General features: G+C 53.9%; 28 protein-coding genes and 1 other RNA gene. 15 read left to right on the top strand and 14 right to left on the bottom strand.

Features of this window, described 5'->3' with window-relative positions; genetic code table 11:
* Positions 1 to 8 precede the first annotated feature (8 nt).
* Positions 9 to 1145: a selenite/tellurite reduction operon porin ExtI gene (extI, locus tag G4V39_RS03685; protein ID WP_210412171.1), complete on the top strand. Its 1137-nt coding sequence runs from the start codon at positions 9 to 11 to the stop codon at positions 1143 to 1145.
* A 139-nt stretch (positions 1146 to 1284) separates the two neighbouring features.
* On the opposite strand, the gene G4V39_RS03680 is transcribed toward extI, so the two are convergent.
* Positions 1285 to 1953 (bottom strand): DUF2760 domain-containing protein, encoded by a 669-nt coding sequence (locus G4V39_RS03680; RefSeq protein WP_166031648.1) that lies wholly within the window; start codon positions 1951 to 1953, stop codon positions 1285 to 1287.
* Between the two features lie 181 nt (positions 1954 to 2134).
* On the opposite strand from G4V39_RS03680, the gene rpmB reads away from it, so the two are divergent.
* Complete coding sequence (gene rpmB / locus G4V39_RS03675; protein WP_166031647.1) at positions 2135 to 2326, top strand: 50S ribosomal protein L28; 192 nt, start codon at positions 2135 to 2137, stop codon at positions 2324 to 2326.
* Here rpmB and G4V39_RS03670 read toward each other — a convergent pair.
* The 3 genes from G4V39_RS03670 to ispG all read right to left on the bottom strand — a co-directional run bounded on the left by G4V39_RS03670 (position 2323) and on the right by ispG (position 7344).
* Complete coding sequence (locus G4V39_RS03670; RefSeq protein WP_166031646.1) at positions 2323 to 4464, bottom strand: RelA/SpoT family protein; 2142 nt, start codon at positions 4462 to 4464, stop codon at positions 2323 to 2325. The two genes, rpmB and G4V39_RS03670, sit on opposite strands and share 4 nt — an antisense overlap.
* A gap of 89 nt (positions 4465 to 4553) precedes the next feature.
* Positions 4554 to 6266, bottom strand: coding sequence for a proline--tRNA ligase (locus tag G4V39_RS03665; protein WP_166031645.1), 1713 nt, complete (start codon positions 6264 to 6266; stop codon positions 4554 to 4556).
* Complete coding sequence (gene ispG / locus G4V39_RS03660) at positions 6256 to 7344, bottom strand: flavodoxin-dependent (E)-4-hydroxy-3-methylbut-2-enyl-diphosphate synthase (RefSeq protein WP_166033054.1); 1089 nt, start codon at positions 7342 to 7344, stop codon at positions 6256 to 6258. Before ispG ends, G4V39_RS03665 begins: the two co-directional genes overlap by 11 nt.
* A gap of 110 nt (positions 7345 to 7454) precedes the next feature.
* On the opposite strand from ispG, the gene G4V39_RS03655 reads away from it, so the two are divergent.
* Genes G4V39_RS03655 through selD form a run of 4 tightly spaced genes read left to right on the top strand, consistent with a single transcriptional unit; the run spans position 7455 to position 10252 of the window.
* Positions 7455 to 7853, top strand: coding sequence for a YkvA family protein (locus G4V39_RS03655; RefSeq protein WP_166031644.1), 399 nt, complete (start codon positions 7455 to 7457; stop codon positions 7851 to 7853).
* A complete protein-coding gene (locus G4V39_RS03650) occupies positions 7853 to 8767 on the top strand; it encodes a selenium metabolism-associated LysR family transcriptional regulator (protein WP_166031643.1) in 915 nt (304 codons plus the stop codon). Before G4V39_RS03655 ends, G4V39_RS03650 begins: the two co-directional genes overlap by 1 nt.
* Complete coding sequence (locus tag G4V39_RS03645) at positions 8745 to 9224, top strand: HAD family hydrolase (protein WP_166031642.1); 480 nt, start codon at positions 8745 to 8747, stop codon at positions 9222 to 9224. Before G4V39_RS03650 ends, G4V39_RS03645 begins: the two co-directional genes overlap by 23 nt.
* Entirely contained in the window at positions 9221 to 10252 is a 1032-nt protein-coding gene (gene selD, locus G4V39_RS03640; RefSeq protein WP_166031641.1) for a selenide, water dikinase SelD, read from the top strand. Before G4V39_RS03645 ends, selD begins: the two co-directional genes overlap by 4 nt.
* 2 nt (positions 10253 to 10254) lie before the next feature.
* Here selD and G4V39_RS03635 read toward each other — a convergent pair whose 3' ends face one another.
* The gene (locus tag G4V39_RS03635; protein ID WP_166031640.1) at positions 10255 to 10758 is read right to left on the bottom strand and encodes a TlpA family protein disulfide reductase; all 504 of its coding nucleotides are present in this window, start codon (positions 10756 to 10758) and stop codon (positions 10255 to 10257) included.
* An 11-nt stretch (positions 10759 to 10769) separates the two neighbouring features.
* Positions 10770 to 11483, bottom strand: a complete 714-nt coding sequence (locus G4V39_RS03630) for a creatininase family protein (protein ID WP_166031639.1) — start codon at positions 11481 to 11483, stop codon at positions 10770 to 10772.
* Between the two features lie 149 nt (positions 11484 to 11632).
* Here G4V39_RS03630 and yedF point away from each other — a divergent pair, with 149 nt between their 5' ends.
* From yedF to G4V39_RS03600, 6 genes are all read left to right on the top strand, one after another.
* A complete protein-coding gene (gene yedF, locus G4V39_RS03625) occupies positions 11633 to 12235 on the top strand; it encodes a sulfurtransferase-like selenium metabolism protein YedF (RefSeq protein WP_166031638.1) in 603 nt (200 codons plus the stop codon).
* Positions 12232 to 13383 carry an aminotransferase class V-fold PLP-dependent enzyme gene (locus G4V39_RS03620; RefSeq protein WP_166031637.1) on the top strand — a complete coding sequence of 384 codons (1152 nt, stop codon included), beginning with the start codon at positions 12232 to 12234 and terminating at the stop codon, positions 13381 to 13383. The genes yedF and G4V39_RS03620 overlap by 4 nt, the downstream gene beginning before the upstream one ends.
* On the top strand, positions 13380 to 13637 hold the full coding sequence (locus G4V39_RS03615) for a putative Se/S carrier protein (RefSeq protein ID WP_166031636.1): 258 nt from the start codon (positions 13380 to 13382) through the stop codon (positions 13635 to 13637). The genes G4V39_RS03620 and G4V39_RS03615 overlap by 4 nt, the downstream gene beginning before the upstream one ends.
* A 37-nt stretch (positions 13638 to 13674) precedes the next feature.
* Positions 13675 to 14136, top strand: coding sequence for an SsrA-binding protein SmpB (smpB, locus tag G4V39_RS03610; RefSeq protein WP_166031635.1), 462 nt, complete (start codon positions 13675 to 13677; stop codon positions 14134 to 14136).
* A gap of 46 nt (positions 14137 to 14182) precedes the next feature.
* Positions 14183 to 14535: a transfer-messenger RNA gene (gene ssrA / locus G4V39_RS03605) on the top strand.
* Positions 14536 to 14734: 199 nt separating this feature from the next.
* Entirely contained in the window at positions 14735 to 15802 is a 1068-nt protein-coding gene (locus tag G4V39_RS03600) for a two-component system sensor histidine kinase NtrB (RefSeq protein WP_181494214.1), read from the top strand.
* Here the strand turns inward: G4V39_RS03600 and G4V39_RS03595 are convergent.
* Positions 15799 to 16461, bottom strand: a complete 663-nt coding sequence (locus tag G4V39_RS03595) for a flavodoxin family protein (protein WP_246169728.1) — start codon at positions 16459 to 16461, stop codon at positions 15799 to 15801. The genes G4V39_RS03600 and G4V39_RS03595 overlap by 4 nt on opposite strands.
* Before the next feature lie 65 nt (positions 16462 to 16526).
* Between G4V39_RS03595 and G4V39_RS03590 the strand changes: the two genes are divergently transcribed.
* Positions 16527 to 18083: a YifB family Mg chelatase-like AAA ATPase gene (locus G4V39_RS03590; RefSeq protein WP_220126064.1), complete on the top strand. Its 1557-nt coding sequence runs from the start codon at positions 16527 to 16529 to the stop codon at positions 18081 to 18083.
* A gap of 4 nt (positions 18084 to 18087) precedes the next feature.
* On the opposite strand, the gene G4V39_RS03585 is transcribed toward G4V39_RS03590, so the two are convergent.
* Complete coding sequence (locus tag G4V39_RS03585) at positions 18088 to 18240, bottom strand: hypothetical protein (RefSeq protein ID WP_166031632.1); 153 nt, start codon at positions 18238 to 18240, stop codon at positions 18088 to 18090.
* A 108-nt stretch (positions 18241 to 18348) separates the two neighbouring features.
* Between G4V39_RS03585 and G4V39_RS03580 the strand changes: the two genes are divergently transcribed.
* Both G4V39_RS03580 and G4V39_RS03575 read left to right on the top strand, forming a co-directional pair.
* Entirely contained in the window at positions 18349 to 19140 is a 792-nt protein-coding gene (locus tag G4V39_RS03580; protein WP_246169726.1) for a type III pantothenate kinase, read from the top strand.
* Positions 19118 to 19987 (top strand): S66 peptidase family protein, encoded by an 870-nt coding sequence (locus G4V39_RS03575; protein ID WP_166031631.1) that lies wholly within the window; start codon positions 19118 to 19120, stop codon positions 19985 to 19987. The genes G4V39_RS03580 and G4V39_RS03575 overlap by 23 nt, the downstream gene beginning before the upstream one ends.
* Before the next feature lie 47 nt (positions 19988 to 20034).
* On the opposite strand, the gene pstS is transcribed toward G4V39_RS03575, so the two are convergent.
* From pstS to G4V39_RS03545, 6 genes are all read right to left on the bottom strand, one after another.
* Entirely contained in the window at positions 20035 to 21081 is a 1047-nt protein-coding gene (gene pstS, locus G4V39_RS03570; RefSeq protein ID WP_166031630.1) for a phosphate ABC transporter substrate-binding protein PstS, read from the bottom strand.
* A gap of 121 nt (positions 21082 to 21202) precedes the next feature.
* A complete protein-coding gene (locus G4V39_RS03565; RefSeq protein ID WP_166031629.1) occupies positions 21203 to 22606 on the bottom strand; it encodes a hypothetical protein in 1404 nt (467 codons plus the stop codon).
* Positions 22607 to 22712: 106 nt separating this feature from the next.
* The gene (locus tag G4V39_RS03560; RefSeq protein ID WP_166031628.1) at positions 22713 to 23636 is read right to left on the bottom strand and encodes a sensor histidine kinase; all 924 of its coding nucleotides are present in this window, start codon (positions 23634 to 23636) and stop codon (positions 22713 to 22715) included.
* Positions 23637 to 23802: 166 nt separating this feature from the next.
* Entirely contained in the window at positions 23803 to 24480 is a 678-nt protein-coding gene (locus tag G4V39_RS03555) for a response regulator transcription factor (protein ID WP_166031627.1), read from the bottom strand.
* A gap of 9 nt (positions 24481 to 24489) precedes the next feature.
* On the bottom strand, positions 24490 to 25635 hold the full coding sequence (locus tag G4V39_RS03550; RefSeq protein WP_166031626.1) for a (Fe-S)-binding protein: 1146 nt from the start codon (positions 25633 to 25635) through the stop codon (positions 24490 to 24492).
* Positions 25580 to 26332, bottom strand: a complete 753-nt coding sequence (locus G4V39_RS03545) for a bifunctional UDP-sugar hydrolase/5'-nucleotidase (protein ID WP_166031625.1) — start codon at positions 26330 to 26332, stop codon at positions 25580 to 25582. Before G4V39_RS03545 ends, G4V39_RS03550 begins: the two co-directional genes overlap by 56 nt.

The following is a 26332-nucleotide window of genomic DNA, read 5'->3' as shown; positions in this document are numbered from 1 at the left end:
TTCTGCTCTTGTTTCCAGCAATGGTGTGGTCCGTGGAGGTCTATCGTCAAGGTGAAGCCTCTTTCCACGTGGGGTTTTGGGGGCAGGCCTGGTACCAGTATGTTGACGACTACACCGATACCGACGGTGATGGTGTCGGCGATGAGTCCATCAATGATTTCATGACCCGGCGGGCCTATTTTTACGTCAAAGGGATCGTTAACCCTTGGTTTAGTTTCTTTGTTCACTACGCCGGCGACCGTATCGGTCAGCAAGATCTTGATAACCCCAGTGTCGGTCTCGGCTCCGGTCTGGCCTTGAGGGATGGCTGGATAACCATGAAACTGGCCGGTGAGGCCCTTATGGTTCAAGCCGGGCGGATGTATGTTCCCTTTACCCGCAACTACGGAACCACCTCCACCAAGACCCTCCTCACCACTGATCTTGATTGGGGTCAGGGTGGCGTGCGCAGCGGGATCTTTTACCCCAGCAAGGTAGGCCGGGATGATAGTGTCTGTCTCTGGGGAAACATTTCGGGAGGCAAGTTCCAGTACCGCCTGATGATCGGTGAGGGAGTGGAGGGTAGCGCTCGGAACCCAGATGATAACCTCCGCTTCGCCGGCCGCGTTTCCGTCTCCCTTTTTGATCCCGAGACGGGCTGGTTTAACAAGGGAACTTATCTGGGGAAAAAGCGGGTTCTCTCTATTGGAGCCGGCTTTGATTATCAGGAAGACATTAAAGCCACCTCCAGCTCGACAACCAAAGATGATTACTCCGCCTGGACAGTGGATCTTTTCTGGGATCAGCCTCTAGGAGCCGGGGCCATTACCCTGGAGGCCGCTTATATTGATATTGACCATTCGGCTAATGCTGTAACCTGGACCTACCTTAGTGCTGGCGACGATGCCTCAATTGTCTCCGTGAAAGCCGGTTATCTTTTTCCCGGCAAGATCGGTGTCGGTCAGCTTCAGCCCTTCGTACACTACCAGAACTTTGACGTAGATAATGAAGACGACACCGACGTCTATGGTATTGGTCTCAACTACTACATCAAGGGACTGGCCAACAAGATCAGCCTTGATCTGACCTTCGTTGATCAAGACAGGGAATCCGGCAGTATTCAAGACCACGTCATCTTTACCTTTCAGATTGCGGCCGGATTCTAATCCCGCAGGTAAAGTTTGAAGGGGGTTGGGGGGCAAGAAAGGCCCCCCTTTTTAGTTTTTAAAGAATCCTCTTTTTCTGGTCCGGTTGAGTCCTCGCTCCAGAACCCAGGGGCTTAAAGATAGCCAAAGGAATCTAAAATCAACCCACTTCCACCTCGGCCGGGGTGATAACGTCAGATGATTTGCTGGGCACCCCGGGAACTTTTATCTCCAAATAGCGCCAGCCTCGATGTCGCAGAATGCCTTTAAATGGAGGGTTGCCATGGATATTGCCGGTGAGCCTTATGGCCTGAGGATCAAAACCTTCTTCCACGGTGACCTCCGTTCCCTCCTTGGCCTCTACCACCGGGGCGAGGCGGACAAGTTCCGAGACCGCTGACTTAAGTCCCTTATGAATGACCCTCACGGCGGCTCCTATCTGGGCGTCATCGTAGCGGTCAAGGTCCTCATTCAGAAAGTCAAGAAGGCGTCCTTCATTTTGGAGGAGAGAAAGTACCTGGGCTACCACCATCTGGGCCTCTACCGCAGAAGCCGGCGGAGGTGATGAAGGTTCGGGTTTGGCAGACGGTGTGGCTTCTTCGGGGGCCTCTTTTGGGGGCGGGGCGGCCGGAGCCTTTGGCCCCTCCTCCTTTAGCGTGGAACGGACCAGGGCATAAAGAAAACAACCAACGGCCGGGGGGCTAGCAACAATAAGAACCAGGGCCCAGGGGGGAAGTTGTTCCTTAAAATAATAACCAAGACCAGCCATAATGACCGTTAAAAGAGAAAAAGCCAGGAAAATCTTGGGACCTATAGCCTCTTTAGCCATTTTACCTCCTGTAATCTTTAAAATTTTAACTCCCGCCTTCTTTTTTCTTTAAAGTGGGGCCAATATATACCTGCTCCTGCTGAAGCTCAAGGCAGACCTTGCCAAAAAAGGGCTTAGTCGGTATATAGCAGGCGCGCCGGAAGCTTAGAGGAAGCTCCGGTAAAAGTCTAGGAGGAGCAAGATGAAGGTCTGTGAGATCTGCGGCAAGCGTCCCCGTACTGGTTGTAACGTCAGTCACTCTAATCGCCATACTGGTCGGTGGTGGTATCCGAATCTTCAGCGGGTTCGGGCGGTGGTCAACGGGAGAACTAAAAGAATTCGGGTCTGCACCAGGTGTCTTAAGGCCGGTAAGGTGGTCAAGGCTGTCCGCTAAGAAAGACGTCTTTCGGCCTTAAGGACTCCGCTTACCTGCCTTACATTGGAGAGAAGTTGGTTGAGGTGGCTTCGGCCGGTAACCTCAACAACAAAGAGAAAATGGGCCTTTTTGTCAGGTGTGGTGTGAACTTCAGCCTTGACAATATTGGCCTCCGAAGAACTGATGGCGTTGGAGACAGAGGCCAGCATTCCTTTTTGATCCACGGTAATTACCGAGATCTTGGTAGGATGGACACCATCGTCTCCCATACTCTCCCAGGAGACTTCTATCTTCCTCTCCGGATCTACATAGCTTAGGTTGGGACAGTCCGCTCGATGGACGGTTACTCCCCGGCCTCTGGTGATGTAACCTATGATCTCATCCCCTGGAACAGGCTGGCAACAGCGGGCCACCTTTACCAGAAGATCTCCTGTCCCCTTAACCAGGATCCCTCCTTTGCCCTGTCTCTTGGAGGGCTTCTCTAAAGCCTTGGGCGGCTCTTCGTCTTTTTCCTTTCGGGAGATAACCTTGCCTACTACCTGCGAGGCAGAGATCTTACCAAACCCCACTCCGATGATAAGATCCCTGAAGCTCTTGAAGGAAAACTCCCGGGCCACCTCTTCGGCCTCGGGAGAGTCAATAAAGCGAGCAAAATCCAGACGATGTTTGCGAAACTCTCTCTCGCACAGCTCCTTTCCAATGGCCAGGCTCCGGGCCTCCTCTTCCTTTTTGAGGAAATGTCTGATCCGGGCCCGGGCCCGGCTGGTCTTTACGTACTTGAGCCAGTCTCGGCTCGGACGGGCCTGGGCACTGGTGATGATCTCCACCATGTCCCCTGTCTGAAGTTGGTAGCGGAGGGAGACAATCTGACCGTTAACCTTGGCTCCTATGCAATGATGACCGACTTCAGTGTGAATGGCGTAGGCAAAGTCAATGGGAGTGGCCCCCTGGGGGAAGATCTTTACCTCCCCTTTGGGGGTGAAGACATAGACCTCGTCGGGGAAAAGATCCAGCCGGACAGATTCTAAAAATTCCTTGGGGTTTTGAAGCTCCTTTTGAAGCTCCACCAGGCGCTTTAGCCACTCGAATTGTTTGCTCTTGCCAGAGAGTATCTTTCCCTCTTTGTAGAGCCAATGAGAGGCGATTCCCTCATTGGCGATTCGATCCATCTCTTCGGTACGGATCTGGATCTCCATCCGTTCTCCATAGGGGCCGATGACGGTGGTGTGAAGTGATTGATACATGTTGGGCTTGGGAAGGCTGATATAATCCTTAAAGCGCCCAGGGATGGGCTTCCAGAGGGAGTGGACGATGCCCAAGGCCTCATAGCACTCCTTTACCTCTTTAAGGATAATTCGAAAGCCAATAATGTCGTAGATCTGGTCCAGCTGGTCTATTGTCAGCCCCTGACGCTCAAGCTTGCGCCAGATGCTGTAGAGATGTTTACGTCGGCCGAGGATCCGGCCTTTTAATCCGTGGAGAGCCAGAGTGTGCTCCAGAATCTCCTTGACTTCTTCGACAAAAGAGCGCCTCTCCGTGACCATCTGTTCCACCGCATCGCGCAGCTGGCGGTACTCCTCAGGATAAAGGTGGCAGAAAGAAAGATCCTCCAGCTCTCGTTTCATCCAGTCGATTCCCAATCTGGCAGCCAAAGGGGCATAAATATCAAGTGTTTCCCGGGAGATGCGGGCCCTTTTTTCCTCCTTCTGGTACTCCAGGGTCCGCATATTGTGGAGGCGATCAGCCAGCTTGACTAAGATTACCCGGATGTCTTTGGCCATAGCCAGGAGCATCTTGCGCAGGTTTTCCGCCTGTTTCTCCAACCGGCTGGCCACGGGCATGGTCGAGATCTTGGTTACACCATCAACTATACTGGCCACCTCCTCCCCGAATAAGGAGCGGATCTCCTCTTTCGTGGCGCAAGTGTCTTCAATGGTGTCATGGAGGAGGCCAGCAGCAATAGTGGGGAGATCAAGCTTCATCTTGGCTAAAGTGTAGGCTACAGCCAGAGGATGGGAGAGATAAGGCTCCCCGGAGAGCCTTATCTGGCCCTGATGGACCTTGGCCGAATAGACATAGGCCTTCTCCACCAGGATAGTATCGGCTTCTGGTAGGTAGCTGTGGATCTGATCCAGGATATCAGAGAGACGAATCATATCAAAAAATTAACTCTAATTGACAAAAGAGTAAAAGGGGGAAGCCCCCCTTTGGGGCCTGAGGAAGAGCTTCAAAGTGAAGGTTGCGATTAGCCCTTGGGGGTTTCTTCTTCAAGGATGGCCTGAGTTCGGGCCACCACCTCTTCTACCCTCAAAGTCATGGTCTCTCCGGTAGAGCGCTTCTTAAGTTCCACCAGACCATCTTTTAGCTTTTTGCCGATGGTAATCCTTAAGGGAACCCCGATGAGATCGGCATCCTTAAACTTTACCCCTGGCCGCTCGTTGCGATCATCAAGGAGGGTAGATACCCGGGCCGAGAGGTCCTGGTATATGTCCTCGGCGGCCTTAAGAAGCTTGGAATCCTTTGTGTTGACCGGGACAACAATGACCTTAAAGGGAGCAATGGGCACCGGAAAGATAATCCCATTTTCATCGTGATTCTGCTCAATGGCTGCGGCTACTGTTCGACCAACCCCGATCCCGTAGCAGCCCATAATTAGAGGACGCTCTTTGCCCTGGGCATCCAGGAAGGTGGCCCCCATGGCCTGGCTATACTTGGTGCCTAACTTGAAGGTGTGTCCAACTTCAATGCCTTTTAGGATCTCCAGGGGGCCGCCACACTGGGGACAGGGGTCACCGGAGACAACATTTCGAAGGTCTGCCGTAGGAGGAGAGGGAAAATCCCGTCCGAGGTTGACGTTTAGATAATGCTTTTCGGCCTCATTGGCCCCGGTGACAAAGTTCTTGAGGGCGGCCACGGCCCGGTCAGCAATTATATCTATTTTAAGCCCCACTGGTCCGGCAAAGCCTACCGGAGCACCGGTGACCTTTTCCACTACCTCTGCCGGGGCCATCTCCAGCCTTTCGGCTTGAAGGGCCTTTTTGAGTTTGATCTCATTCAGTTCGTGATCTCCTCGAATAAGGACTGCCACCGGTCGACCATCGGCTACATAAATGAGGGTTTTGACCAGGCGGTTCAGAGAGACTCCCAGAAAGGCCGCTACCTCCTCGGCTCGGTGCACCCCTGGGGTGGAGACCTTTTCAAGGGGGAGTTCCCTTTCTTCCTCTGCGGAGGAGCTGGGCGGCCGGGCCTCGGCCAGTTCGACATTGGCCGCGTAATCGCACTGGGGGCAGATAGCAATTTGGTCTTCGCCGGTTTCGGCCAAGACCATAAACTCATGGGAGGCATGGCCACCGATGGCTCCGGTGTCTGCGGCTACGGCCCTAAACCTCAGGCCACAGCGGCGAAAAATCCGATGGTAGGCCTCGTACATCGCCTGGTAGCTGGTCTCGGCCCCGGCCTCATCGGCATCAAAGCTATAGGCATCTTTCATAATAAACTCCCGAGCCCGCATGAGGCCAAAGCGGGGCCTGATCTCGTCGCGAAACTTGGTTTGGATTTGATAAAGGTTGAGGGGAAGTTGTTTGTAGGAGCGAACGTCCCGTCGGACAAGGTCGGTGATTACCTCCTCGGCCGTTGGAGAGAGACAAAAGTCATGATCTTTGCGGTCTTTAAAACGCAGAAGTTCCCGGCCGTATTTTTCCCAGCGTTCGGTCTCCTGCCAGAGTTCGGCTGGTTGAACCATGGGCAGAAGGACTTCCTGGGCTCCAGCTCGGTTCATCTCCTCCCGGATTATTCTTTCGACATTTTTGATGGCCGCTAGGCCATAAGGAAGATAACTGTAGATTCCCGAGGCCAGTTTGCGGATCATGCCGGCCCGCAGCATCAGGCGATGGCTGACTACTTCGGCCTCAGCTGGATCTTCCCGAAGGGTGGGCAGGAAGTAACGGCTAAAACGCATGGGAACCTCCTCTCTCCTCTAGCAGACGGTCCACCTCGGCAAAGAAGGCCTCAAGGATTTCGGATTCCCGGACCTTGCGAATGATTTTCCCTTTGCGGAAGATGATCCCTACTCCCTTTCCTCCAGCCAGACCCACGTCGGCCTCTCTGGCCTCCCCGGGCCCGTTGACCACACAGCCCATGACCGCCAGCTTTAGAGGGGCTTCCATCTGGGCAGCGCGGCGTTCTACCTCCTCGGCGATGGCAAAGAGATCTATCTCACACCGACCACAGGTGGGGCAGGAAATGATCTCTGGCCCCCGCTCCCGGAGTTTAAGGCTCCGGAGAATCTCATAGGCCACCCGAACCTCTTCTTGTGGATCTCTGGTCAGAGAGACCCGGATGGTGTCTCCTATCCCCTCGGCCAGGAGGATCCCCAGGGCCACAGAGCTTTTGACTGTCCCGGGAATAAGCCCTCCGGCCTCGGTTACCCCCAGGTGAAGGGGGAAATCACTTCTTTCCGAAAAGAGGCGATAGGCGGAGATGGTTGTCCAGACATCAGAAGACTTAAGGGATACCTTGAGATTTTCGAAGCCCAGGTCGCCAACGATATAATCAAGATGACGAAGGGCGCTCTCCACCAAGGCCTCCGCAGTGGCCCCGCCATGGGTTCGGAGAAGGTCTTTTTCCAGCGAGCCGGCGTTAACCCCGATGCGGACACAGACCCCCCTTTCTTTGGCGGCTTTGATGACCCGGGCCACGTTCTCTCGGCCCTTGATGTTGCCCGGGTTGATCCTGACCCCATGGGCTCCGGCCTCAATGGCGGAGATAGCCAGACGCCAGTCAAAATGGATGTCAGCAATTACCGGAAGGGGAGACTTAGAGACAATTTCCTTTAAGGCCCTGGCGGCCTGCTCATCTGGAACGGCTACTCGAATAACCTCACAACCAACCCGGGCCAAACGTTTTATCTGGGCCAGGGTGGCCGGCACATCCCGGGTGTCGGTATTGGTCATGGACTGGACGACAATAGGGGCCCCACCCCCGATTTTCAGGGGCCCAAGGGTGATTTGCCGGGTTTGGCGACGGGATAGAGACATCATGGCTCGATATTACTGGGCTACCCGGGGCTGTCAACCGGAGGCCCAGACTTGCCTTTGGTAATTTTTATGGAAAAAAGTAATGGTTGTCATAGGCGAAAGGAGAGGGTATGGAAAATACTTCTGGAGGAAAGATGGGCTCCAAAGAGAATCTTAAAGAGATTATCCGGCTGATACCCCGTTTTTTGGCCCTTATTATCGACCTCATGCGTGATCCCCGCATTTCTCGGGCAGACAAGGCCATCTTGGGAGCCACAGTGGTTTACCTTCTCAACCCGGTGGATTTTATCCCTGACGCCATCCCCTTTGTGGGACTGGTAGACGACATCTATTTGGTGGCCCTGGCCCTTCTTCGTCTCCTGAACCGGACTGATGAAGCTATTTTGCGGGAACACTGGCGGGGGGAACCGGACATTATCCCTCTTGTTAAAAAGGCGGCTGATCTTGCCGTTTGGTTCCTACCTTCCCGCATTCGCCAGGCCCTGATGGCTAAGGTGGAGGGGGAGTAGTGCTGGATTTTCGGCAGCTTCAAGTCTTTGCCAAGGTCTATGAACAGAGAAGTTTTTCTCGGGCTGCAGAAGAGGTCTTTCTTACCCAACCTACAGTCTCTGGACACATAAAGGCCTTAGAAGACTTCCTGGGCGTTCGCCTTTTTGATCGCCTGGGGCGGGAGGTGGTTCCTACCCGAGCCGGGGAAATCCTTTATCCCTATGCCCGTCAGGCCCTGTCCCTGGTGGCCGAGGCCGAAAGAGAAATCAGGCTCTTTCTGGGGGTAGAAAAAGGGCGTCTGGAGATTGGCGGAAGCAATATCCCCGGGCAGTACCTCCTACCGGCCCTTATTGGGGCCTTTAAAGAAAACTATCCTGGCCTGGAGCTTAAGCTTCTTATTGGAGATACCCAAAAAGTGGCTGAGGCCGTGGCCCGGGGAGATATTGAGTTAGGAGTTATCGGGGCCCGCCTGACTTCTTTTGATGATCTTCTTTACCAACCCTGCTGTGATGATGAGCTGGTTTTGGCCGCCTCTACCAACCAGAATTTTCCCGAGGCCATCAAACTGGAAGATTTGGAGCGGCTACCGCTGATTATTCGAGAACAGGGCTCTGGCACCAGGCTTACCACCGAAGAGGCCCTCCGGGAAAGAGGCTTTTCCTTGGGAAAATGCCGCATTATTGCCGAGATGGGCTCCACGGAGGCAGTCAAGCAGGCGGTTAAGGCTGGCCTGGGGGTGAGCTTTATCTCCCTGCGGGCTATTGAGGAGGACCTCCTTTCCCGGCGCCTCCGGATCATTCCAGTTAAGGGGTTAAACATTCGTCGCCATTTTTATCTTGTCAGACACAAGGGCCGAAGCCTTTCGCCCCCGGCAGCGGCCTTTGTTGATTTTTTAAGAAAGGAGCAACCAGATGACCAAGGGGCTAGAACTTGATCTCCCCTGCGGGGTCCGCTTTGAAATCGAAAACCTTGTCCTGGACATGAACGGAACTCTTTCTCTGGATGGAGAATTTCTTCCTGGGGTGGCCGAACGCCTCAGGAGGCTCTCTGATATTCTCAATGTTTTTATCCTTACCGCCGACACCAACCAGACGGCTACCAAGATCCAGGAAGATCTGGGGGTGGTCATTCGCGTTCTGGGACCAGGCCGGGGAGACGTCCAGAAGCTCCATTTTATAGAGGAGCTTGGTCGGGAAAAGACAGCGGCCATCGGCAACGGCTACAACGATGTTCTCATGCTTCGGGAAGCGGCCCTGGGAATCTGTATCATTGGCCATGAGGGGGCCTGTAAGGAGGCCCTTATGGCCAGTGACGCCGTCTTTAGGGATATAAACGACGCCCTGGATCTTTTCCTAAACCCAAATCGTTTGGTGGCTACCTTTAGGCGATGAAAAGACTGACGACCCAGGTTCGGGCCTCTGGCTGAGCGGCCAAGCTTGGTCCGGGAGACCTGGCCGAAATCCTGGCTGATCTTCCCCTTAAGGCCCATCCGAATCTTTTGGTTGGCCTGGAGGGGGCTTCTGATGCCGGAATCTATCGCTTAAGGGATGATCTGGCCCTGGTCTTAACCCTCGATTTTTTTACTCCTATTGTTGATGACCCTTATGACTTTGGCCAGATCGCCGCGGCTAATTCTCTATCTGATGTCTACGCGATGGGTGGTCGGCCTATCTGTGCCCTGAATGTGGTCTGTTTCCCCAAGGATGAAGACAAAAAAATCCTCAAAGAGATACTGTGTGGGGGGCTTGACAAAATCCATGAGGCCGGGGCTGTCCTGGTGGGCGGCCACAGCGTCGATGATCCAGAGATCAAATACGGTCTTTCGGTTACCGGTATTGTTCACCCGGAGCGATATCTCTCAAACTCCAAGGCCCGTCCAGGAGACGTGCTTTTTCTGACCAAACCTCTCGGCACCGGTGTCATCATTACGGCCCTTAAAGGAGGAGTGGCCAGCAAGAAGGCTGTGGCCCGGGCGGTAGCAGTCATGAAGACCTTAAACCAGGCGGCCTCAGAGGCGATGGTGGAGTTCGCTCTCCAGGCGGCCACCGATATAACCGGTTTTGGACTGGCTGGCCACGCCTTGGAGATGGCTGAGGCCAGCGGAGTAACAGTCGCCCTTTACGCCCAGAAAGTGCCCATCCTGGAGGAAGCCCTGGAGTATCTCCGCTTGGGCCTTGTTCCAGAAGGAGATTACGCCATCCGCCGTTTCTGTGAAAAGAAAATCCAAATTGAGGGGACACCTTCCCGGGAGAGGCTAGATCTCCTTTTCGATGCCCAGACCTCTGGCGGCCTTCTCATCGCTTGCCCGGAGGAGAAGGCCGGAAAGTTTCTGGTTCGGCTACTGGAAAAGGGGGTCCTTGAGGCGGCGGTGGTGGGGGAGGTCCTTGAAGGACCTCCCCGGCTTGTCATCAGACCTTAGGGTTACTTGGCCATAAGGAGTGGTTTGATGTCTCTTTCCAGCTGGGATTCGGGGATGAAGCCAAGATACTTTTTGACAATGCATCCCTGACTGTCAATCAAAAAGCTGGTGGGCAGTTGATAGACGTTGTCATACTCGGCGATAGTCTTATCGTCTGCCAGGACCACGGGGTAATTTATCCCCGCCAGACGGATAAAATCTGGCAAGATACGATAGGGGCGGGTATCAACTGAGACTCCAATGACTACAAAACCCTTGTCCTTGTATTTTTGGTAAACTTCCACAAAACCTGGGATCTCCATCCGGCATGGGGGGCAATAGGTGGCAAAAAAGTTTACCAAGATTACCTTTCCCCGGAACTGTTCCAGACTTACCCGATCACCGTTTACGGTCTCCAGGTTAAAATTATAGGCCTTGCGGCACCCGACTGAGGCCCAAACCGAGGTGGTCCAGAGAAAGGCTAGTGCCAGGATGACCAGGCTGATTAATTTGTTTGAGGACTTCATACCAAAACCTCCTAAACCGACTCCATTTCTTTGATTTTGGTTAGCAAGATCTCGACCAGTCGTTCAAATAAGGCCTGTCCCTTGTCTTGGGAGGCCTTAGTGGGATCTCCCCAGACTCCCCCAGGCCAGAAGCGTCGCTTGTCTCTTACCAGGATGAGGCCGGGGAAGGTTGGAAACTCTGCCGGGCTGCTACCCTTGACAGCATCTGGCTTGAGAAGAAGCATTAGAGAGGTTTCAAACTCTCCGGCATGGGAATCACCCGGGGTTTCCAGGAGATCTCGGGCTCCGAGGTTGATAAGATCAATAATGGTGGCCACCATGATCCCTATCTCGGGATGGGCCTCCATAAAGGCCTCTGCGGCATCGAGGATAAAGGCCTTGTGGGTCTGGCCGGCATGGCCGGATACCAGGGCAAAAAAGCGCAATCCCTGTTGATAAAAACCTTCCAGAAGATCCCAGGTGAGATGCCAGAGGGTCTGACCTTTGAGGCCCACCGTGCCTGGATGATTTCTGGTGGAGCGACAGAGACCGTAGTTTACGCTCGGAGCTACAAAAAGGGGATACCTTCGAGCGGCCTCTTTAGCAATTTCATACATCTGCAGGGTGTCAGTGGAGAGGGGCAGATGGAGACCGTGTTCCTCAAGGGAGCCAAAAGGGATAATTACCGTTCGAGTGCGCTTCAAGCCCTCTTCGAATTCGGCCATGGTTATGTCTTCAAGAAGCATAAAAGTAAAGTTACTTTTGCCCTTTAGGGCTGTCAACGAGAGAGAAAATATTGCCTTACCCGATGCAAAAAATTGTCCTCATCGGTTTCCTTGATTGGACTGGCCCTTACCAGATAGGTAATCTCTCCTCAAAAAACTAAGGAGGCACTATGGCCAAGGTAATAGATTGCCAGGGGTTGGCCTGTCCCCAGCCAGTTATAAAGACCAAGGAGGCCCTTGAAGAGATAACAGAGGGAGAACTTATCGTTTTGGTGGATAATGACTCCAGCCGGGCCAATGTCTTGCGCTTCGCCGAAGGCCAGGGACACCAGGCAGAGGTGACTGAAAAGGCCCCCGGGATCTGGGCCATCAGGATCATAAAACGCCCTGGCGAGGGCCGAAAGGCTTCAGAGACAGAGATCACCTGCGCTCCCTCTCCAGAGAACTATGTGGTGACTATAACCTCGGATATTATGGGTTCTGGCGATGAGGCCCTGGGGCGGATTCTTATCCAGGCCTTTCTCAAGACTCTGCCGCAGACATCCTTTCCGCCTCGGGCCGTGGTTTTTTACAATCGGGGAGTTTTTCTGGCCGCTGAAGGCTCTGAGGTTCTCGAGCCTCTAAAGACCCTTTCTGAACGAGGGGTAGAGATTATTGCCTGCGGTACTTGTCTTGATTATTTTGGCCTCAAGGAAAGTCTGGCCGTAGGCCGGGTAGGAAACATGCTGGAGATCATCGAACTTCTGGCCCAGAACCGGGTTGTTCGTCCATGAGAGAGATCATTTATGCCGACAATGCGGCTACCTCCTGGCCCAAACCTCCAGAGGTGGTTGAGGCGGTAGGGGAGTTTCTGCGCAACTGTTCAGGCAGCCCTGGCCGAGCCGCCCATAAAATGGCCCTTGAGGCCAGCCGTATCGTCTTCGAGACCAGGGAGGAGCTGGCGGCCCTCATCTCGGCTCCCTCCTCTGAACAGATTGTCTTTACCAAATGCGCTACCGAGGCCCTGAATCTGGCCCTTTTTGGTCTTCTGCGACCGGGAGATAGAGTGGTGGCCACCACCATGGAGCACAACGCTGTAGCTCGTCCTCTTTATTACCTTGAGCGACATCGAGGAATAGCGGTGACCTACGTCCGTTGCCGGGAAGACGGCTCCCTTGATCTTGACCGTCTGCGTCAGACGCTGATCGAGGTCTCCCCTCGGCTTTTGGTGGTCAACCATGCTTCAAACGTCACCGGTACCATTGTCCCTCTGGCGGAAGTGGCCGAAATGAAGGGGCCGGCCCTGCTTTTGGTAGATGCGGCCCAGAGTGCCGGGGCCCTTGAGATAGATGTCTCTCAGGGCTTGGATCTTGTGGCCTTAACCGGCCATAAGTCACTTTTGGGCCCTACGGGCACCGGAGCTTTATACATAGCGCCGGGCCTTGAAGAGCTCATCGAACCTCTGGGCCTGGGAGGAACTGGGAGCCGCTCAGAATCACTTGAGCAGCCTTCCTTTCTACCCGATCGCTTTGAAAGTGGCACCCCTAATACGGTTGGCTTAGCCGGTCTTAAAGCCGGTCTTAATTTTATCAAGAAGACAGGCCTGGCCCGAATAAGAGAACATGAAAAAGGCCTTACGGCCCTTTTTTTAGAAGGGCTGGCCAGTATTCCGGGAATAACCGTCTATGGTCCTGGTGACCCCGAGAGGCAGACCTCAGTAGTCTCCCTAAATATTGCCGGGAAAGATCCGGCCTGGGTGGCCTTAGAGCTCGACCGTCGCTACGGGATAGCCGTAAGACCGGGGCTTCAGTGTGCCCCACTGGCCCATCAGACCATAGGCACCTATCCTCGAGGAACAGTACGGTTTTCTTGGGGATACTTTAGCGGCCCTTCGGATGTAGAGATGACATTGGTCGCCCTTAAGGAGCTGGCCAGAGAATGAAATTTGTGGCCGTCTTTCCCTCTATCCACTATGTCCTGAAGGCCGAAAAACTCCTTAAGGCCAAGGGGATTCCTACCGAGCTGGTTCCCATTCCTCGAGAAATAAGTAGCGACTGTGGTATGGCCCTGGCGTTTCCCGAAGACCCATCCCGCCTCGAGTCCCTCTTTAAGGAGTCCGGGCTCCAGAGCCCCCTTTATTTTCTGCGGGAGGGAGAAGCCTGGCGCCCTTTGTTTAGAAATTCTAAACAAGAATAAGGTTGCTTTTTTCCGAAAAGATCTTATTTTCTTTCCCGTGGCTGAGAAGATCGTTTGTCAGAACCGCAAGGCCCGCCATACCTACAACATTGAAGAGACCTTCGAGGCCGGGATTGCTCTTCGAGGCCCGGAGGTAAAGAGTCTTCGGGAAGGGCGGGCCAATATAAACGAGGCCTTTGCCCGCATTGTAAATGGGGAGGTTTACCTGTATAATGCTCACATAAGCCCCTATCCGCATGCTCATGATGTGGCCCTTCTTGATCCTACGCGGACACGGAAGTTGCTTTTACATCGGCATGAGATTCGGCGCCTTTTGGGTAAAGTTAAGGAAAGGGGCTACACCCTGGTGCCCCTGAAGATTTACTTTAATCCAAGGGGTCTGGCCAAGGTGGAGCTGGCCCTGGCCAAGGGCAAAAAACTCCACGATCGGCGAGAGACGATAAGACGTCGAGAAGAGGAGAGAGATCTTCGTCGGCGTTATAAGGGCAAAATAAAGTAGTCAATACGTTCTTTTAAAAACAAGGCCGAGACCTTGCCTACCCAGAGGGGGCGATATGGGCTCGACGGGGGTGTCGAGGTCTAGGCTGGCGTGCCGGGGTCCTGCCACCTCGTTAAAAAGGCAGGGAAAAAATAAGTGCCGACTACGACTACGCTCTGGCTGCCTAAGAATTAAGGCAGCCCGTCTATCCGGGGAGAGCCCGCGTCCCCGGATATGACGTCGGTTAGCGGGCTGGCCAAAAGGGGAGCCTGCCCCCTTTTGGTGAGAGTCTCGCAGGCTAGGTGGTTGGTCGGCCCGCCTGGGGGAGGCCATCCACTGAAGTTTAAACCCAGGCTACGCACGTAGAGGCCTAGGCTGAAGCACTCTCGGACGGGGGTTCGATTCCCCCCGCCTCCACCATTAACCCCTTCAATCCCGCCTTAACCAAGATTTAACAATTTTTTTACCGAAATATTTCTTTTCTTTTTGTCTCTCTCATGGAAGAATTCCTCTTCGGGCTGAGGTTTTTAGTGAGGATTTGGTGCATAAATATTTTGATAGTTCTTCTAAGATAAGATTTATGCTAGAAAAGGGGTTTGAGACCTCTTTTCTCCTCCAGGTGTTTGAAGTCCTTCCGGAAGTGGTTCTGGTGGTCGATTCAGAGCGCCGGGTTCTGGCGGCGAACCGGGCTGCCAGAGAGTTTGTCGGGGCCGCCCTCCATCAAAGCAATCTTAAGACCGGAGAGCTTCTGACCTGTCTTCATTCCAAGAGGGCTGGTGGCTGTGGTTATTCATCCTTCTGCTCCTTTTGCTCCATTAAGACAACCCTGGAGGAATGTCTAAAGAGCGGGGAGCCTGTATTTAACCGTGAGGCCATCATGGCTCTAGAGAAAGAAGAAGCGGTTTCGGTTATAAATGTCCTCATTAACTGCCTTCCCTTTGAGCTTTCAGAGCAGAAGATGGCCGTTCTTACCCTTTCAGACATTACTGATCTCAAAGCCATGGAGAGAGAGCGTTATGAGCAGATGGAAAGGCTTTCCCTTATCGGCTCTCTGGCCGCCAGCCTCATTCATGATCTAAAGAATCCTTTAACAGGTGTCTCTGGTTTTCTGGATCTCCTCAGGAGCCGCCTCTCTGATGAAGACACCCGCAAGATCTGCCAGAAAATGGAAGGGGCCCTTGATAGGGCCTTTCAGGTAATTGACAACATCCTCCTGGTGGCCTCAGGGAAGGAAGATGTTCCCCTTGATATAGCTCCGATCCGGGTGGATCAACTTGTTGGGTCTGTCCTGGAGGATTTTAGACCCCTTCATCCGGTCTCCCTCTTCCTTGACTATCCTGATGAGATCTCGGTTGATGTCGGAAAGATGCGCCAAGTCCTCTGGAACCTCATCAAAAACGCCGATGAGGCCCTGGCCGAGACCCTAGATGGTCAGATCACGATCCTTTCTTGGGCCAGCCAAGATACCGTTACTATCTGTGTGGCTGACAATGGTCCAGGAATACCCCCTGAAGTTAGAGACAGGCTGTTTCTTCCCGGCTACACCAGAGGGAAAGAAAATGGCCGGGGCTTTGGCCTTTTCGGCAGTAAAAAGATCGTTGAAGCCCACGGGGGGCGAATCTGGTTTGAAAGCGTCTGCGGTCAGGGGACGAAATTCTTCGTTCAACTCCCCCTAAAGTCTACTTAATCCTTTTTTCTCTCTAGAAGCACCTCTCTTAGTAGCTGACGGCAAAGTTTAGGATCATAGAGATACATGATTCGGCCTTCTTGACCAGCCAGTCGTCTTATAAGGCCGCTTACAAGAAGACCTACGTTTACGGCATCCATAAGGGCCTCTTCATCTTTAAGGACATCTGCCGCCTGAGAGTAGGCCATAGCCCAGGCGGGCAGGATGGCTCCCATGGAGTTTAGGCTCAGGAGCATGGATGAGATGGCCATCATGGCCCCGGTGTCCTTACCCACGGCGATAGCTGCGGCCACCTTGCCTTCCAGATAGCTGTATCCCTCGATGTGGGCCATGTTTTCCAGGCAGGTGAGGCGATCAAGGAGGTTCTTCATGGGGCCGGAGACATTATACCAATATATGGGACTGGCCAGGATGATACCCTCGGCTTCTCTTATTTTCTGGAGAATTAACTTACCGTAGTCCTCAAAGATGCAGGGAAAACGGCAGGCTTTAACATCTTCGGAGACGCATCCTAAACAGGGTTTAATCTCCTCTTCATAGAGCCAGATAAGTTCAGTCTGACAGCCATCGTGTTCGGCAGCCCGAAGGGCCAGTCTTAAAAGTAATTGGGTGTCGCCATATCTTCTGGGAGAACCCAATATTCCTACAACCTTGGCCATGACTCGATCCCCTCTTTGGTCGATGTCCGAGAGGCAAAGATAAACACGGAGCATTTTTTCTCAATATGTTGCAGGAAACGGCCGAAAAGAGATGCGTGCTGGCCAAGGTAAACACGGCTGCGGTTTTAGGAATCGAGGCCCTACCTGTTGAGGTGGAAGTGGATCTTTCACCCGGTCTTCCCGCCTTCACTATTGTTGGGCTTCCTGATGGGGCCGTGAGAGAAAGTAGGGAGCGGGTCAAGGCAGCCATAAAGAATTCTGGCTATTCCTTCCCAACCCAGCGGATCACTATTAACTTGGCCCCGGCAGATCTCAAAAAAGATGGCACCGGTTTTGACCTCCCCATTGCTATAGGGATCCTTTTGGCTCAAGGTCTCCTGCCCTCTGAGCCCTTTGCAGATTGGATTCTGGTAGGGGAGCTTTCTCTGGATGGAGCCCTCAAGGCAGCTCGTGGTCTTTTGCCTATGGCCTTTCTGGCGCGAGAGAAGGGCTGGTCAGGTCTGGTGGCTCCGGAGGCCAACGCTTCCGAGGCGGCCGTTATAAAGGAAGTCTCCACCTATGCTGCCACCTCTCTGGCCCAGGTGGTAGAACATTTCTCAGGACGCCAATCGCTTCCCCTGGCGCGGCCCATTCCTTCCGCTCCCCCGGACATAGAGGAAGATTTTGCCGATATTCTTGGTCAGGCTTCGGCTAAGCGGGCCTTGGAGGTGGCCGCTGCGGGAGGGCACAATCTTCTTATGATCGGCCCGCCCGGATCGGGTAAAACCATGCTTTCGCGACGCCTGCCCGGGATTCTTCCCCCTTTGAGCCGGGAGGAGTCATTGGAGACCAGCCGAATTTACAGTGTGGCCGGCCTTCTTAAAGATGGTGCCCTTATAGAAAGGCGTCCTTTTCGCAGCCCCCATCATACGGTCTCTGATGCCGGCCTTATTGGTGGAGGTACCGTTCCAAGGCCAGGAGAACTGTCTCTGGCCCACAATGGTGTCCTTTACCTGGATGAACTACCAGAGTTTCATCGTCATGTCCTTGAGGCCTTAAGACAACCCCTGGAAGAGGGAAGGGTAACTATCTCGCGGGCCTCGATATCTATCACCTATCCGGCCAGGGTCCAGCTTCTGGCCAGTATGAATCCCTGTCCCTGTGGCCATCTGGGTGATCGTCTCCATGCCTGTACCTGTGGCCCTCGAGAGATTGCCCGTTACCGCTCTCGAATTTCTGGCCCCCTACTTGATCGAATTGATATCCATATAGAGGTTCCGGCCTTGCCGGTGGAAGAACTTTCTAACTGGTCAAGGGGCGAATCCTCAGAGGTGATAAGAGAGAGGGTCATGGAGGCCAGGGAGCGTCAAAATAGCCGACTTAAAGAGGTAGGTCTTTGGCTTAATTGTCAGATGGGTCCCAGAGAACTAGCTAAGTTTGCCAAACTCAGAGGAAAGGCCCGGGAGCTCCTGGATAAGGCCGCCCGGCGCCTGGGGTTTTCGGCCAGGGCTTATCACCGGGTGATTAAAATCTCCCGGACTATTGCCGATCTGGCCGGCTCTGAAGAAATAGACGCGGCTCATATCGCGGAGGCCATTCAGTACCGAAGCCTTGACCGCCGCATCAGCGGCCTATCGTCCTAGAGCCTCAACGAGAATAAAGAACCCGGTGAACCTTCTTCTCCCACCAGACAGCCACTTGGTAGGCCAGCGGCTTGGGTACTTTTAGCCTTCGCAGTTTACAGAAGACGTGGAGGCTGTTGAAATGATGACAGAGGAAACTATGGATCCGGCGTCCCATGGCTCTTACCCCCTTCCCTGGGAGTCCTTTCTTATATTTTTTATCGGCATCATTTGATCCTGACTCGCTTTTGTTCTTTATTAAAAAACTCTTGCAAAAAGTTGGCCAATGTCTAAGCATAAGGGCATGCTCTTGGCTATAGATGTCGGTAATACCAATATCGTGGTCGGGATTTTCAAAGGAGATACCCTGGTAGCCGATTTCCGGCTAAAGACCGAACACGAGCTCACCGCTGATGAGATAGCCCTCTCCCTAAAAGGGCTTATGGAGCTTAAGGGGATTGCCCTTCGGCAGATCTCGGCCGTAGCGATAGCCTGTGTGGTTCCCCCTCTTCTTTGGCCGTTTCGGGAATTTGTTCGCCGTTATCTTGATTGCCCGATAAGGGTTGTCGGAGAGGATGGGGTGATTGGTATTCCTATTCTTTATGACCATCCGGCCGAAGTTGGGGCTGACCGGCTTATCAATGCCTTGGCTGCTTGGGAGCGCTATCGTCGTTCACTTATAGTGGTAGATTATGGCACTGCCACCACCTTTGATTGTGTCTCTGATAGGGGAGAATACCTTGGAGGGGCCATTGCCCCGGGGCTTTCGCCGGCGGCTGAGGCCCTTTTCGTCAAGGCCGCCCGGCTTCCCAAGGTAGAACTTTTTTCCTATCCGGAGCGGGCCATCGGCAAAAATACCATGGAGAGTATGAGGGCTGGTCTTATTCTCGGCTTTGCGGCCCTGACCGACGGTCTGATTGAACAGCTGGAAAGAGAGATGGGGCAGAGAGCCAAGATAGTGGCCACCGGCGGCCTGGCTCCTGTCATGGCCCGATACAGCCAGCGTATCGAAACTGTCACTCCCCACCTTACCCTGGAGGGCCTGCGGATCTTTTATGAGCGCAATAAAGCCTCTTAGACCAGGGGAGCAGCTTGGGGTCTTCTTCCCCTCAAGCCCTCCTCCTCGGAGGGGATTCCTGGCTGGCCTGAGGCTTCTTGAGGCCCTGGATCTCTCCCCCCTGCTTCCTCCTCCCTCGCCTCCAAGGCGCTACCTAGCGGCCTCAGATGTTGACCGTCTGGGCCAGATTCTGTTTCTTCTCCGGCAGAAGATCTCTGTCTTCTGGGCTGCCCGGGGAGGCTATGGGGCCCTGAGGCTCCTTGATCGCCTGCCCTGGGAGCTTTTGGCCCGCCAGGGCCCCTTGCTGATAGGCTTTAGTGACACCACGGCCCTTTTAAATGCGGCCTTGGCCAAGGCCTCCCTTAAAGGACTCCATGCCCCGTTGGTGGCCACCCTAGAGATTAGTTCCCTTGAGACCCTTAGGGCTCTCAGAGAGGTCCTCTTTTCCGGGGCCCTTCCCACTCTTCAGGGGAGTGCCGTGCAAGAGGGCGAAGCCAGAGGGACACTTATTGGCGGTAACCTGACAACTTTTGTCAGTCTTGTGGGTACCCCTTTTATCCCCAGGGCCGAAGGGGCTATCCTCTTCTTAGAGGAGGTCGGCGAGGCTCCTTACCGGGTGGATCGTCTATTTAAACAGCTTCACCTCGCCGGCATCTTGGAGAAGATCTCCGGCCTGGCTTTGGGTAATTTTACCTTTTGCGGAGAGATAGCCTGGGACCTCATCCTGGAGACAATTCCTTCCCATCTTCCTATTATTGCTGGTCTTCCTGTAGGGCATGGTCCCTGGAATTTTCCGCTTCTTATCGGCCATACCTATCGATTGATAACCCGAGGGAGGGGGGGTTTTCTTATCCCTGAGGAGCAATAAGGGGCCAAGGAGTTTGTGACTCCAGCTCCTTGGCCTCTTATGTTTACTTAGTGATTTAGGATGGGGGTTCCTTTGTAGGTTATGGATTCGATTATCTTTTCGGCCTTTTTGACCACGTTTTCCGGGAGCCGTCCATAGAGCAGGGGTTCGTTGTACTGCTGGGCCTCATGGATACACCACCAGAGAAGATCAACCAAGGTCTTGGCCCGCTCGTAAGAGCGATTGCCGTAAGCCTGCTCCTGATAGACCAGCAACCAAGTCATGGCCGAGATGGGGTATCCTTCGGGGGCCTCGGTGTCGGTTAAGGAGCACCGGGTATCATCTGGAATTTCTATCTTGGCTGCAGCGCTTATCGCTGAAAGGGTTGGTTTGATGAAGTTCCCGGCCTTATTTTTAAGGGCAGCCACGGCCATTTTGCTCTGTTCAGCATAAGAGACCTCTACATAACCGATGGTTCCTGGAATCTGGAGAACAATACCGGCTACTCCCTGGTTGCCCTTGCCACCGATTCCCACTGGCCAGTTGACAGATTTCCCTCGGCCCACGCGTTTGGCCCATTCAGGACTGACCTTGCTTAAATAGTCGGTAAAAACATAGGTTGTTCCGGATCCGTCGGAACGATGGGCCACCATTATGGGAAGTTTGGGGAGTTTGGCCTGGGGGTTTAGGGCCTTTATAGCTGGGTCGTTCCACTTTTTGATCCGGCCAAGGAAGATATCGACCAAAACCTCCGGGGAAAGCTTAAGTTCGGTGACTCCCGGAACATTAAAAACCACCGCCACTGCTCCCAAAGCCGTGGGGATATGAAGAATCTTTCCCGGGGCCTTGGCCAGTTCTTGGTCGCTCATAGGGGCGTCTGAGGCCCCAAAATCCACGGTGCGATTGATGATCTGGCGTATTCCCCCACCGGAGCCAATAGCCTGATAGTTAATCTTGACTCCGGTTTTCTGGTGATAGACGGAAAACCACTTGGAGTAAAGAGGGTAGGGGAAAGTGGCCCCGGCCCCTAAAAGCTGGACCTTTTTAGCCCCTGCCGGGGAGATTCCCAGGGCCAGAAGCATTATGACGCTCATAAGAATAAGTAATCGTTTCATAGAGCCCTCCTTTGTTAAGCCTGCCTATAAGCTAGTTTTTTATTCGCTAGATTTCCAGCTCCCCCTTTTGGGGCCCGGACGGGCCGGTCAGCCCGTCCGGGAGGAGGAGAGTCAGAGGGTATCAGAAACTCACCTGATAGACCAGCTGGATTCGGTAGTCGTTGTCCAGGGCCTTGTTAACCGAAGGGAGCTTTTTGAGCCCGCCGTTGTTGCGCTCATAGTCCACCCACTCATTGACCAGAAGGATCATGTTCTTTTTGTAGACCTGGTAGGCCAGACCAACCATGTAGAGGTCGTATTCATCGTCTCCGATACCGGCAGTCCAGACATCGTCTTCATCGGGATCGAAGCTGTCATAACGACCGAAGAGGTGAAGCCTCTCACCGAAGACCGGCAGAGTGACATCGGCAAAGACAGACCAGAGCTCGGTGTCCAGGGCCTCGCCGGTGGGGCCAACCCATTTGCCGGAATTATTGCCCTCAGAGGTGCTGTACTCCAGGGTGATCACAAACCAGGTGTGCTGGTAGGAAAGCATAAAGAGGTCCAGGTTGTAGTCTGGATATTCCTTGTTCCAGCTATCAAGGGAGGTGTTGGCGCTGACCAGCCCGGAGCTGTAGCCGCTGGAGTAGTTTTCTGCCGGGGTGTTGTTCCCCTCTCCCCGGATGAAGAAGTAGCTGAACTGAAGACCAGCCAGCGGCATAAACCCCTGGGTATAATCCCCAAAAGGTCTTAGGGTGATCCGGCCTTCGATGACCTTGTTCTGGTTATTCTCCTTGGCGTGATAACCACCGCCATTCATCACCGAGAACCACCAGGAACCATACTTACCATCGTAATGGTTAAAGACGGGGTAGTGGCTGGAGAGCTCCCGGACATAGGTCTTGTCCAGCCGGCCCCCGAAGTATCCGGCGATGGAGACGCCGACATCAGCGGAGTTGAAAGTTCCGGCCCGCTCCCGGGCCATGGTTCCCTGAGCCCGGTAGGGGTTGATATGCTCCTGAAAATCGAGCCAGGGGAAGTGGCCCTGGCCGGCCTCCATCTTGATATCGGTCAGGAAACCGAAGGAGGGGAGCTTGAAACCGGCATAGGCATATTTGATACGCACATTAAGGTCACCATTATCATCTAGATGGACATCCGGGGTCATCCGAAAGCTCAACCAGTCATTTATCTTCTTTTTGAAGTTGAGGTATCCTCTGGTGATGGCGAACTTGTTGTAAGATTCTCCGTTTTTCTTGCCGGCGGAGTAGTCAATGTAGGTAAGAGTGCCCAGTTTAACTCCCCTTAGCCCTTTGGGCAGGGCCACCTTGGTACTTTCCTTCCTGGCCACTTCCTGGGCGATCTTTCGTGTCCTCTGCTCTTCAAGCACCTTTTCCTTGCGGGCCTCCTGGAGAATTTCCAGGGCCTCGTCTTCGCTGAGAATCCCCTTTCGGATAAGAACCCTTAGCAAAGGGTCATCTACCTGGTAGCTCCAGGCGGGAGCGACGAGGACAAGCACCAGCAAAAAGCCCCATAACATCTTCATGGAGACACCTCCTTAAAGGATTTGATTTGCCTGAATAGGCAGGGCCTACTTTAGGGGCGGCCTATGACAAACTGATGGAGAATCTTTGACAAAAAAATGGCGGTCTTTAGGGAATTGCTGGCAGGATAATATGAAACGCCGCTCCCCCTGAGGGGAGATTTTCGGCCCAGATGCAGCCTCCGTGGACGGTGATGATCTCCTTAGTGATGGCCAGACCTAATCCGGCCCCTTGGCGCCTGTCTCGCCCGGCCTGGTAGAATCTCTCAAATATTCTCTCTTTGGCTTCTTCGGGTATTCCCGGCCCTTGATCCGCAATGGTTATTTTGATCCACGGCCCTTCTGTCTCTGTGGTGAGCTCCACCTTTGAGCCTGGAGGGGAGAACTTTATGGCATTTTCTAGAATGTTTATAAGGGCCTGCACGAGGAGATCCTCCTTTCCCCTAAGGAACACCTGCCCTTTGCCTTTAAAGGTGAGTTTTATTTGCTTCTCTCGGGCCAGGGAAGTTACCGCTTCCAGGCTCTGGAGCACCACGGCTTCAAGGAGAATCTTTTCTTCAAGAAGGTGGCCCTTAAGACTTGAGAGGGTCAGGAGGTTGCGGATAAGTTTGGTGAGCCTTTCGGAGTGTTTGAGTATTACTCTGGCGGAATGGCTTATGATTTCATCCTGGCTCTCCTCCAGAATGGTCTCGGCGTAGCCGGCAATAGCCGTTAGGGGCGTTTTGAGCTCGTGGGAGACATTGGCGATAAAGTCTCTCTGACTGACTTCCATCTGGCGGATCCTGGTAACGTCCTTAAGGAGAAGGACCTTTCTTTCGGCCAGGGGAATCAGCCGGACTTCAAGATGCCCCCGGCCGGTCCAGCTGGGGTCCAGGTAAACCGTGATCTCCTCTTCCCTGGTGAGGGCGGCGACAAATTCTGGTTTGCGGAGGATCTCCCGAATATTGCGGCCCTGAGGGTCAGGGGCCGGGAGGAGAAAAGAGAAGAGGGAATTGGTCTGGAGGATCTTGCCGGAATGATCCAGCAGGGCCACCCCCTCCTCGAGGCAATCCAGGGCCTTGATTAAATAATCTCTTTCGTCGCAGGTCTTCTCTCCGGGGGGAGGCAGGGGAGACTTAAGCTCTCGGCCCCCCCTCTTTTTAAGAAACAGAAGGGCTCCACCCAGACCTAAGAGAACCCCTAGACTTAAAAAGATAAGTTCATTCCCGAAAACGATACCCTACCCCCCAGACGGTTTCGATGTAGTCGGCCATGGGGCCAAGTTTCTTGCGAAGCCTTCGGATGTGGGTGTCCACCGTCCGGGCGTATCCCTCAAAGTGATAGCCCCAGACCTTATCCAGCAGAACTTCTCGGGTCATCACTCGGCCCCTGGCCCGGGCCAGGGTGGAGAGAAGCCGAAATTCTGTGGCCGTTAGCTTTACAGGGGTCCCATTTATCAGGACTTGAAAACGTTCCTCATCGATAGTCAGACCATCTATACGAATGATCCCTCCGGTTTCCTCCCGGGAGCCGGTTCTCTTAAGCACCGCCTTGACCCTGAGGACCAGTTCTCGGGGGCTAAAGGGCTTAACGACGTAATCGTCTGCCCCCAGCTCAAGGCCCAATATCCTGTCCATCTCCTCTCCCTTGGCGGTGACAACGATTATAGGTAGCCGCTGAAGCCTCTCCCGAAGCCGGACCCGCTTGATAATCTCCAGCCCATCCATATCAGGGAGCATTAGGTCAAGGATGATCAGATCTATATCTCCTCCTTCCAGGTGTTTCAGAGCCTCCTGACCTGTCTCGGCCAGGAGGGTCTGAAAGCCGGCCCTCTGGAGATGAAAGGCCTCAAGATCAGCAATGTCTCTTTCATCCTCTACTATCAGGATTCTGGACATATTCCCTCCTTAATAAGGAGGCCAGGGAGTGGCCTCTTCTGGATCTAGCCAGAAGGTGTAAAGGTGTCTGACCTTCTCTTTGGGAAGCTTCTGTCTTAAGGCGATAAGGCAGGCGGTGCAGTTGGTGACCACAGGGACGTCTTCAGGAAGGCCCGCCACTCTTTTTTCCAGGATTCGATAAGCCAGTTTCCTCTCCAGAAGAGGTAAAAGCCCTCCGAAGCCGCAGCAGGCCCTTTCAAGAGGCGAGAAGGTTTCACCGAAGATCTCCCTCATGGCCTCAACAAAGGGGGCCTCTTCCTTGAGAGAGAAGCGGAGATGACAGGGGATATGAAAGGCAAAGGGGGTGATCCTTTTAGGTCTGGGTAGCAAGGCCTCAGGGCCTTTGAGACGCTTGAGGATTTCTGTAGCGGCCTTTCCTTCTGAGGGCGTAAGGAGATTTGGGTATTCTTCTAAGGCGGCGGCACAGGAGACACAGGGAGTGATAATCACCCTGGCCCCGGCAAGGGCCTTTAGGTTGCGCCGGGCAAGCTCTCGGGCCTCTTCCTTAAGCCCCAAGGAGAGAAAGGGAAGGCCACAACAGGTCTGTTCTGCCGGAAAGTAGGCCCGGCCATTCAGCAACCTCCAGAGGCTGTAGCTGGCCTCTGGAAAGAGATAGTTGCCACCACAGCCGGTAAAGATGGCTATCTCCCGGGGGGCGGTAGCCCCCATCATCTGGGCTACGGTGGCCAGGTCTGGCCTTGGGAGTTCGGGGACTTTGAGTCCGCTGATCCTTAAAGCCAGGCCAGTTCCGCGGCGGAGGAGATCCACAACGGCCTCGCGGGTCGGATCATTCCGCCAGAGGGAGAGGGCAAAATTCAGCCCTCCTAGCCCTTCCTTTCTCTGACGTCGGACCACCTCCGGGGCATCTGCGCCTGCGGAACAGCCAGCTTTGCAGGCCCCACATAAAAGACAGCCCCGGAAAGGTCTCTGGGAGGGAATATCACTGAAGCGTACAAGGGCCATTTTCCCCCGGGCCACCAGGGTTTCAAGGCCGGTCAGACGATAGATGGGGCAGACAGCTTCGCAGGCCCCACAGAGGTTGCAGACCTCGGCCAGAGCTTTAGTACCCTTGGGGGAGAAGCCCTTGTTCTTTGAGCCAAATGGCTGTTTCCGCATCTTCGGGATATTTATCAGCCTCTAAAAGATATAGCTGGTGACTGATGGCCTCCAGCCTTCCCTGGTTGAAGGTAAGGGTTATGACCCCTACTGATTTTCCCTTGGGATGGGGGCGAAAAATAAAGACTCCGTCGATTTCTTCCGGCTTGTACAAGCGCGGCCCCGGTCCACTTCCCAGGATAAGATCTATCCCCCTGATATCCTCGGCCAGATCTTCGTCTCCTTCTTCCCCCAGGTTGGAGAGGCAGATCACCAGGTCAGCTCCCTGCTCTCTTAAACGAGACACCGATTTTTCGGCCGCCGTAAGAGGATCCTCCATGGCAAAGCCCGTTTTTTGGATCGGGGCGGTAAGGGCGAAAATACCGATCCTTACCCCTGCGACCTCTACCACCTTCTCCTTTAGAGGAGTAAAGTCCCGGGTCTTTAAATTACTCGAGATAAGGGGAACCTCGCGGGAGAGACGCTTAAGTTCTTTAGCTCCCAGCCCTAGATCCCGGCGGCCGATCCCCACCGCCTCATACCCCAGATAGTGATAAACCTTGGCCAGAGCAGCGGCCTTTCTTTGGGCCATACCCATCTGAAGTGGTCTAAGCTCTGGCCAGAAGGCAAGACTGTCACCGGTGTCTACCAAGACAACGTTTGGGGCCTCGGCCTTGATTTTTTTTATGAAGGCGACCCTCCGGGCCAGCCCTCCCAC

The sequence above is a fragment of the Thermosulfuriphilus ammonigenes genome (assembly GCF_011207455.1).
Classification (GTDB): domain Bacteria; phylum Desulfobacterota; class Thermodesulfobacteria; order Thermodesulfobacteriales; family ST65; genus Thermosulfuriphilus; species Thermosulfuriphilus ammonigenes.
Note: the sequence above shows the minus strand (reverse complement) of the source record. Positions and strands in the feature narration are given on the sequence as shown.

Excerpts from the sequence above, each read along its gene's own strand:
- G4V39_RS03680 (WP_166031648.1), bottom strand. The coding sequence starts at position 1,953 with ATGGCTAAAGAGGCTATAGGTCCCAAGATTTTCCTGGCTTTTTCTCTT.
- rpmB (WP_166031647.1), top strand. The coding sequence starts at position 2,135 with ATGAAGGTCTGTGAGATCTGCGGCAAGCGTCCCCGTACTGGTTGTAAC.
- G4V39_RS03670 (WP_166031646.1), bottom strand. The coding sequence starts at position 4,464 with ATGATTCGTCTCTCTGATATCCTGGATCAGATCCACAGCTACCTACCA.
- G4V39_RS03665 (WP_166031645.1), bottom strand. The coding sequence starts at position 6,266 with ATGCGTTTTAGCCGTTACTTCCTGCCCACCCTTCGGGAAGATCCAGCT.
- ispG (WP_166033054.1), bottom strand. The coding sequence starts at position 7,344 with ATGTCTCTATCCCGTCGCCAAACCCGGCAAATCACCCTTGGGCCCCTG.
- G4V39_RS03655 (WP_166031644.1), top strand. The coding sequence starts at position 7,455 with ATGGAAAATACTTCTGGAGGAAAGATGGGCTCCAAAGAGAATCTTAAA.
- G4V39_RS03645 (WP_166031642.1), top strand. The coding sequence starts at position 8,745 with ATGACCAAGGGGCTAGAACTTGATCTCCCCTGCGGGGTCCGCTTTGAA.
- G4V39_RS03635 (WP_166031640.1), bottom strand. The coding sequence starts at position 10,758 with ATGAAGTCCTCAAACAAATTAATCAGCCTGGTCATCCTGGCACTAGCC.
- G4V39_RS03630 (WP_166031639.1), bottom strand. The coding sequence starts at position 11,483 with ATGCTTCTTGAAGACATAACCATGGCCGAATTCGAAGAGGGCTTGAAG.
- yedF (WP_166031638.1), top strand. The coding sequence starts at position 11,633 with ATGGCCAAGGTAATAGATTGCCAGGGGTTGGCCTGTCCCCAGCCAGTT.
- G4V39_RS03620 (WP_166031637.1), top strand. The coding sequence starts at position 12,232 with ATGAGAGAGATCATTTATGCCGACAATGCGGCTACCTCCTGGCCCAAA.
- G4V39_RS03615 (WP_166031636.1), top strand. The coding sequence starts at position 13,380 with ATGAAATTTGTGGCCGTCTTTCCCTCTATCCACTATGTCCTGAAGGCC.
- G4V39_RS03595 (WP_246169728.1), bottom strand. The coding sequence starts at position 16,461 with ATGGCCAAGGTTGTAGGAATATTGGGTTCTCCCAGAAGATATGGCGAC.
- G4V39_RS03590 (WP_220126064.1), top strand. The coding sequence starts at position 16,527 with ATGTTGCAGGAAACGGCCGAAAAGAGATGCGTGCTGGCCAAGGTAAAC.
- G4V39_RS03585 (WP_166031632.1), bottom strand. The coding sequence starts at position 18,240 with ATGGGACGCCGGATCCATAGTTTCCTCTGTCATCATTTCAACAGCCTC.
- G4V39_RS03580 (WP_246169726.1), top strand. The coding sequence starts at position 18,349 with ATGTCTAAGCATAAGGGCATGCTCTTGGCTATAGATGTCGGTAATACC.
- G4V39_RS03575 (WP_166031631.1), top strand. The coding sequence starts at position 19,118 with ATGAGCGCAATAAAGCCTCTTAGACCAGGGGAGCAGCTTGGGGTCTTC.
- pstS (WP_166031630.1), bottom strand. The coding sequence starts at position 21,081 with ATGAAACGATTACTTATTCTTATGAGCGTCATAATGCTTCTGGCCCTG.
- G4V39_RS03565 (WP_166031629.1), bottom strand. The coding sequence starts at position 22,606 with ATGAAGATGTTATGGGGCTTTTTGCTGGTGCTTGTCCTCGTCGCTCCC.
- G4V39_RS03555 (WP_166031627.1), bottom strand. The coding sequence starts at position 24,480 with ATGTCCAGAATCCTGATAGTAGAGGATGAAAGAGACATTGCTGATCTT.
- G4V39_RS03550 (WP_166031626.1), bottom strand. The coding sequence starts at position 25,635 with ATGCGGAAACAGCCATTTGGCTCAAAGAACAAGGGCTTCTCCCCCAAG.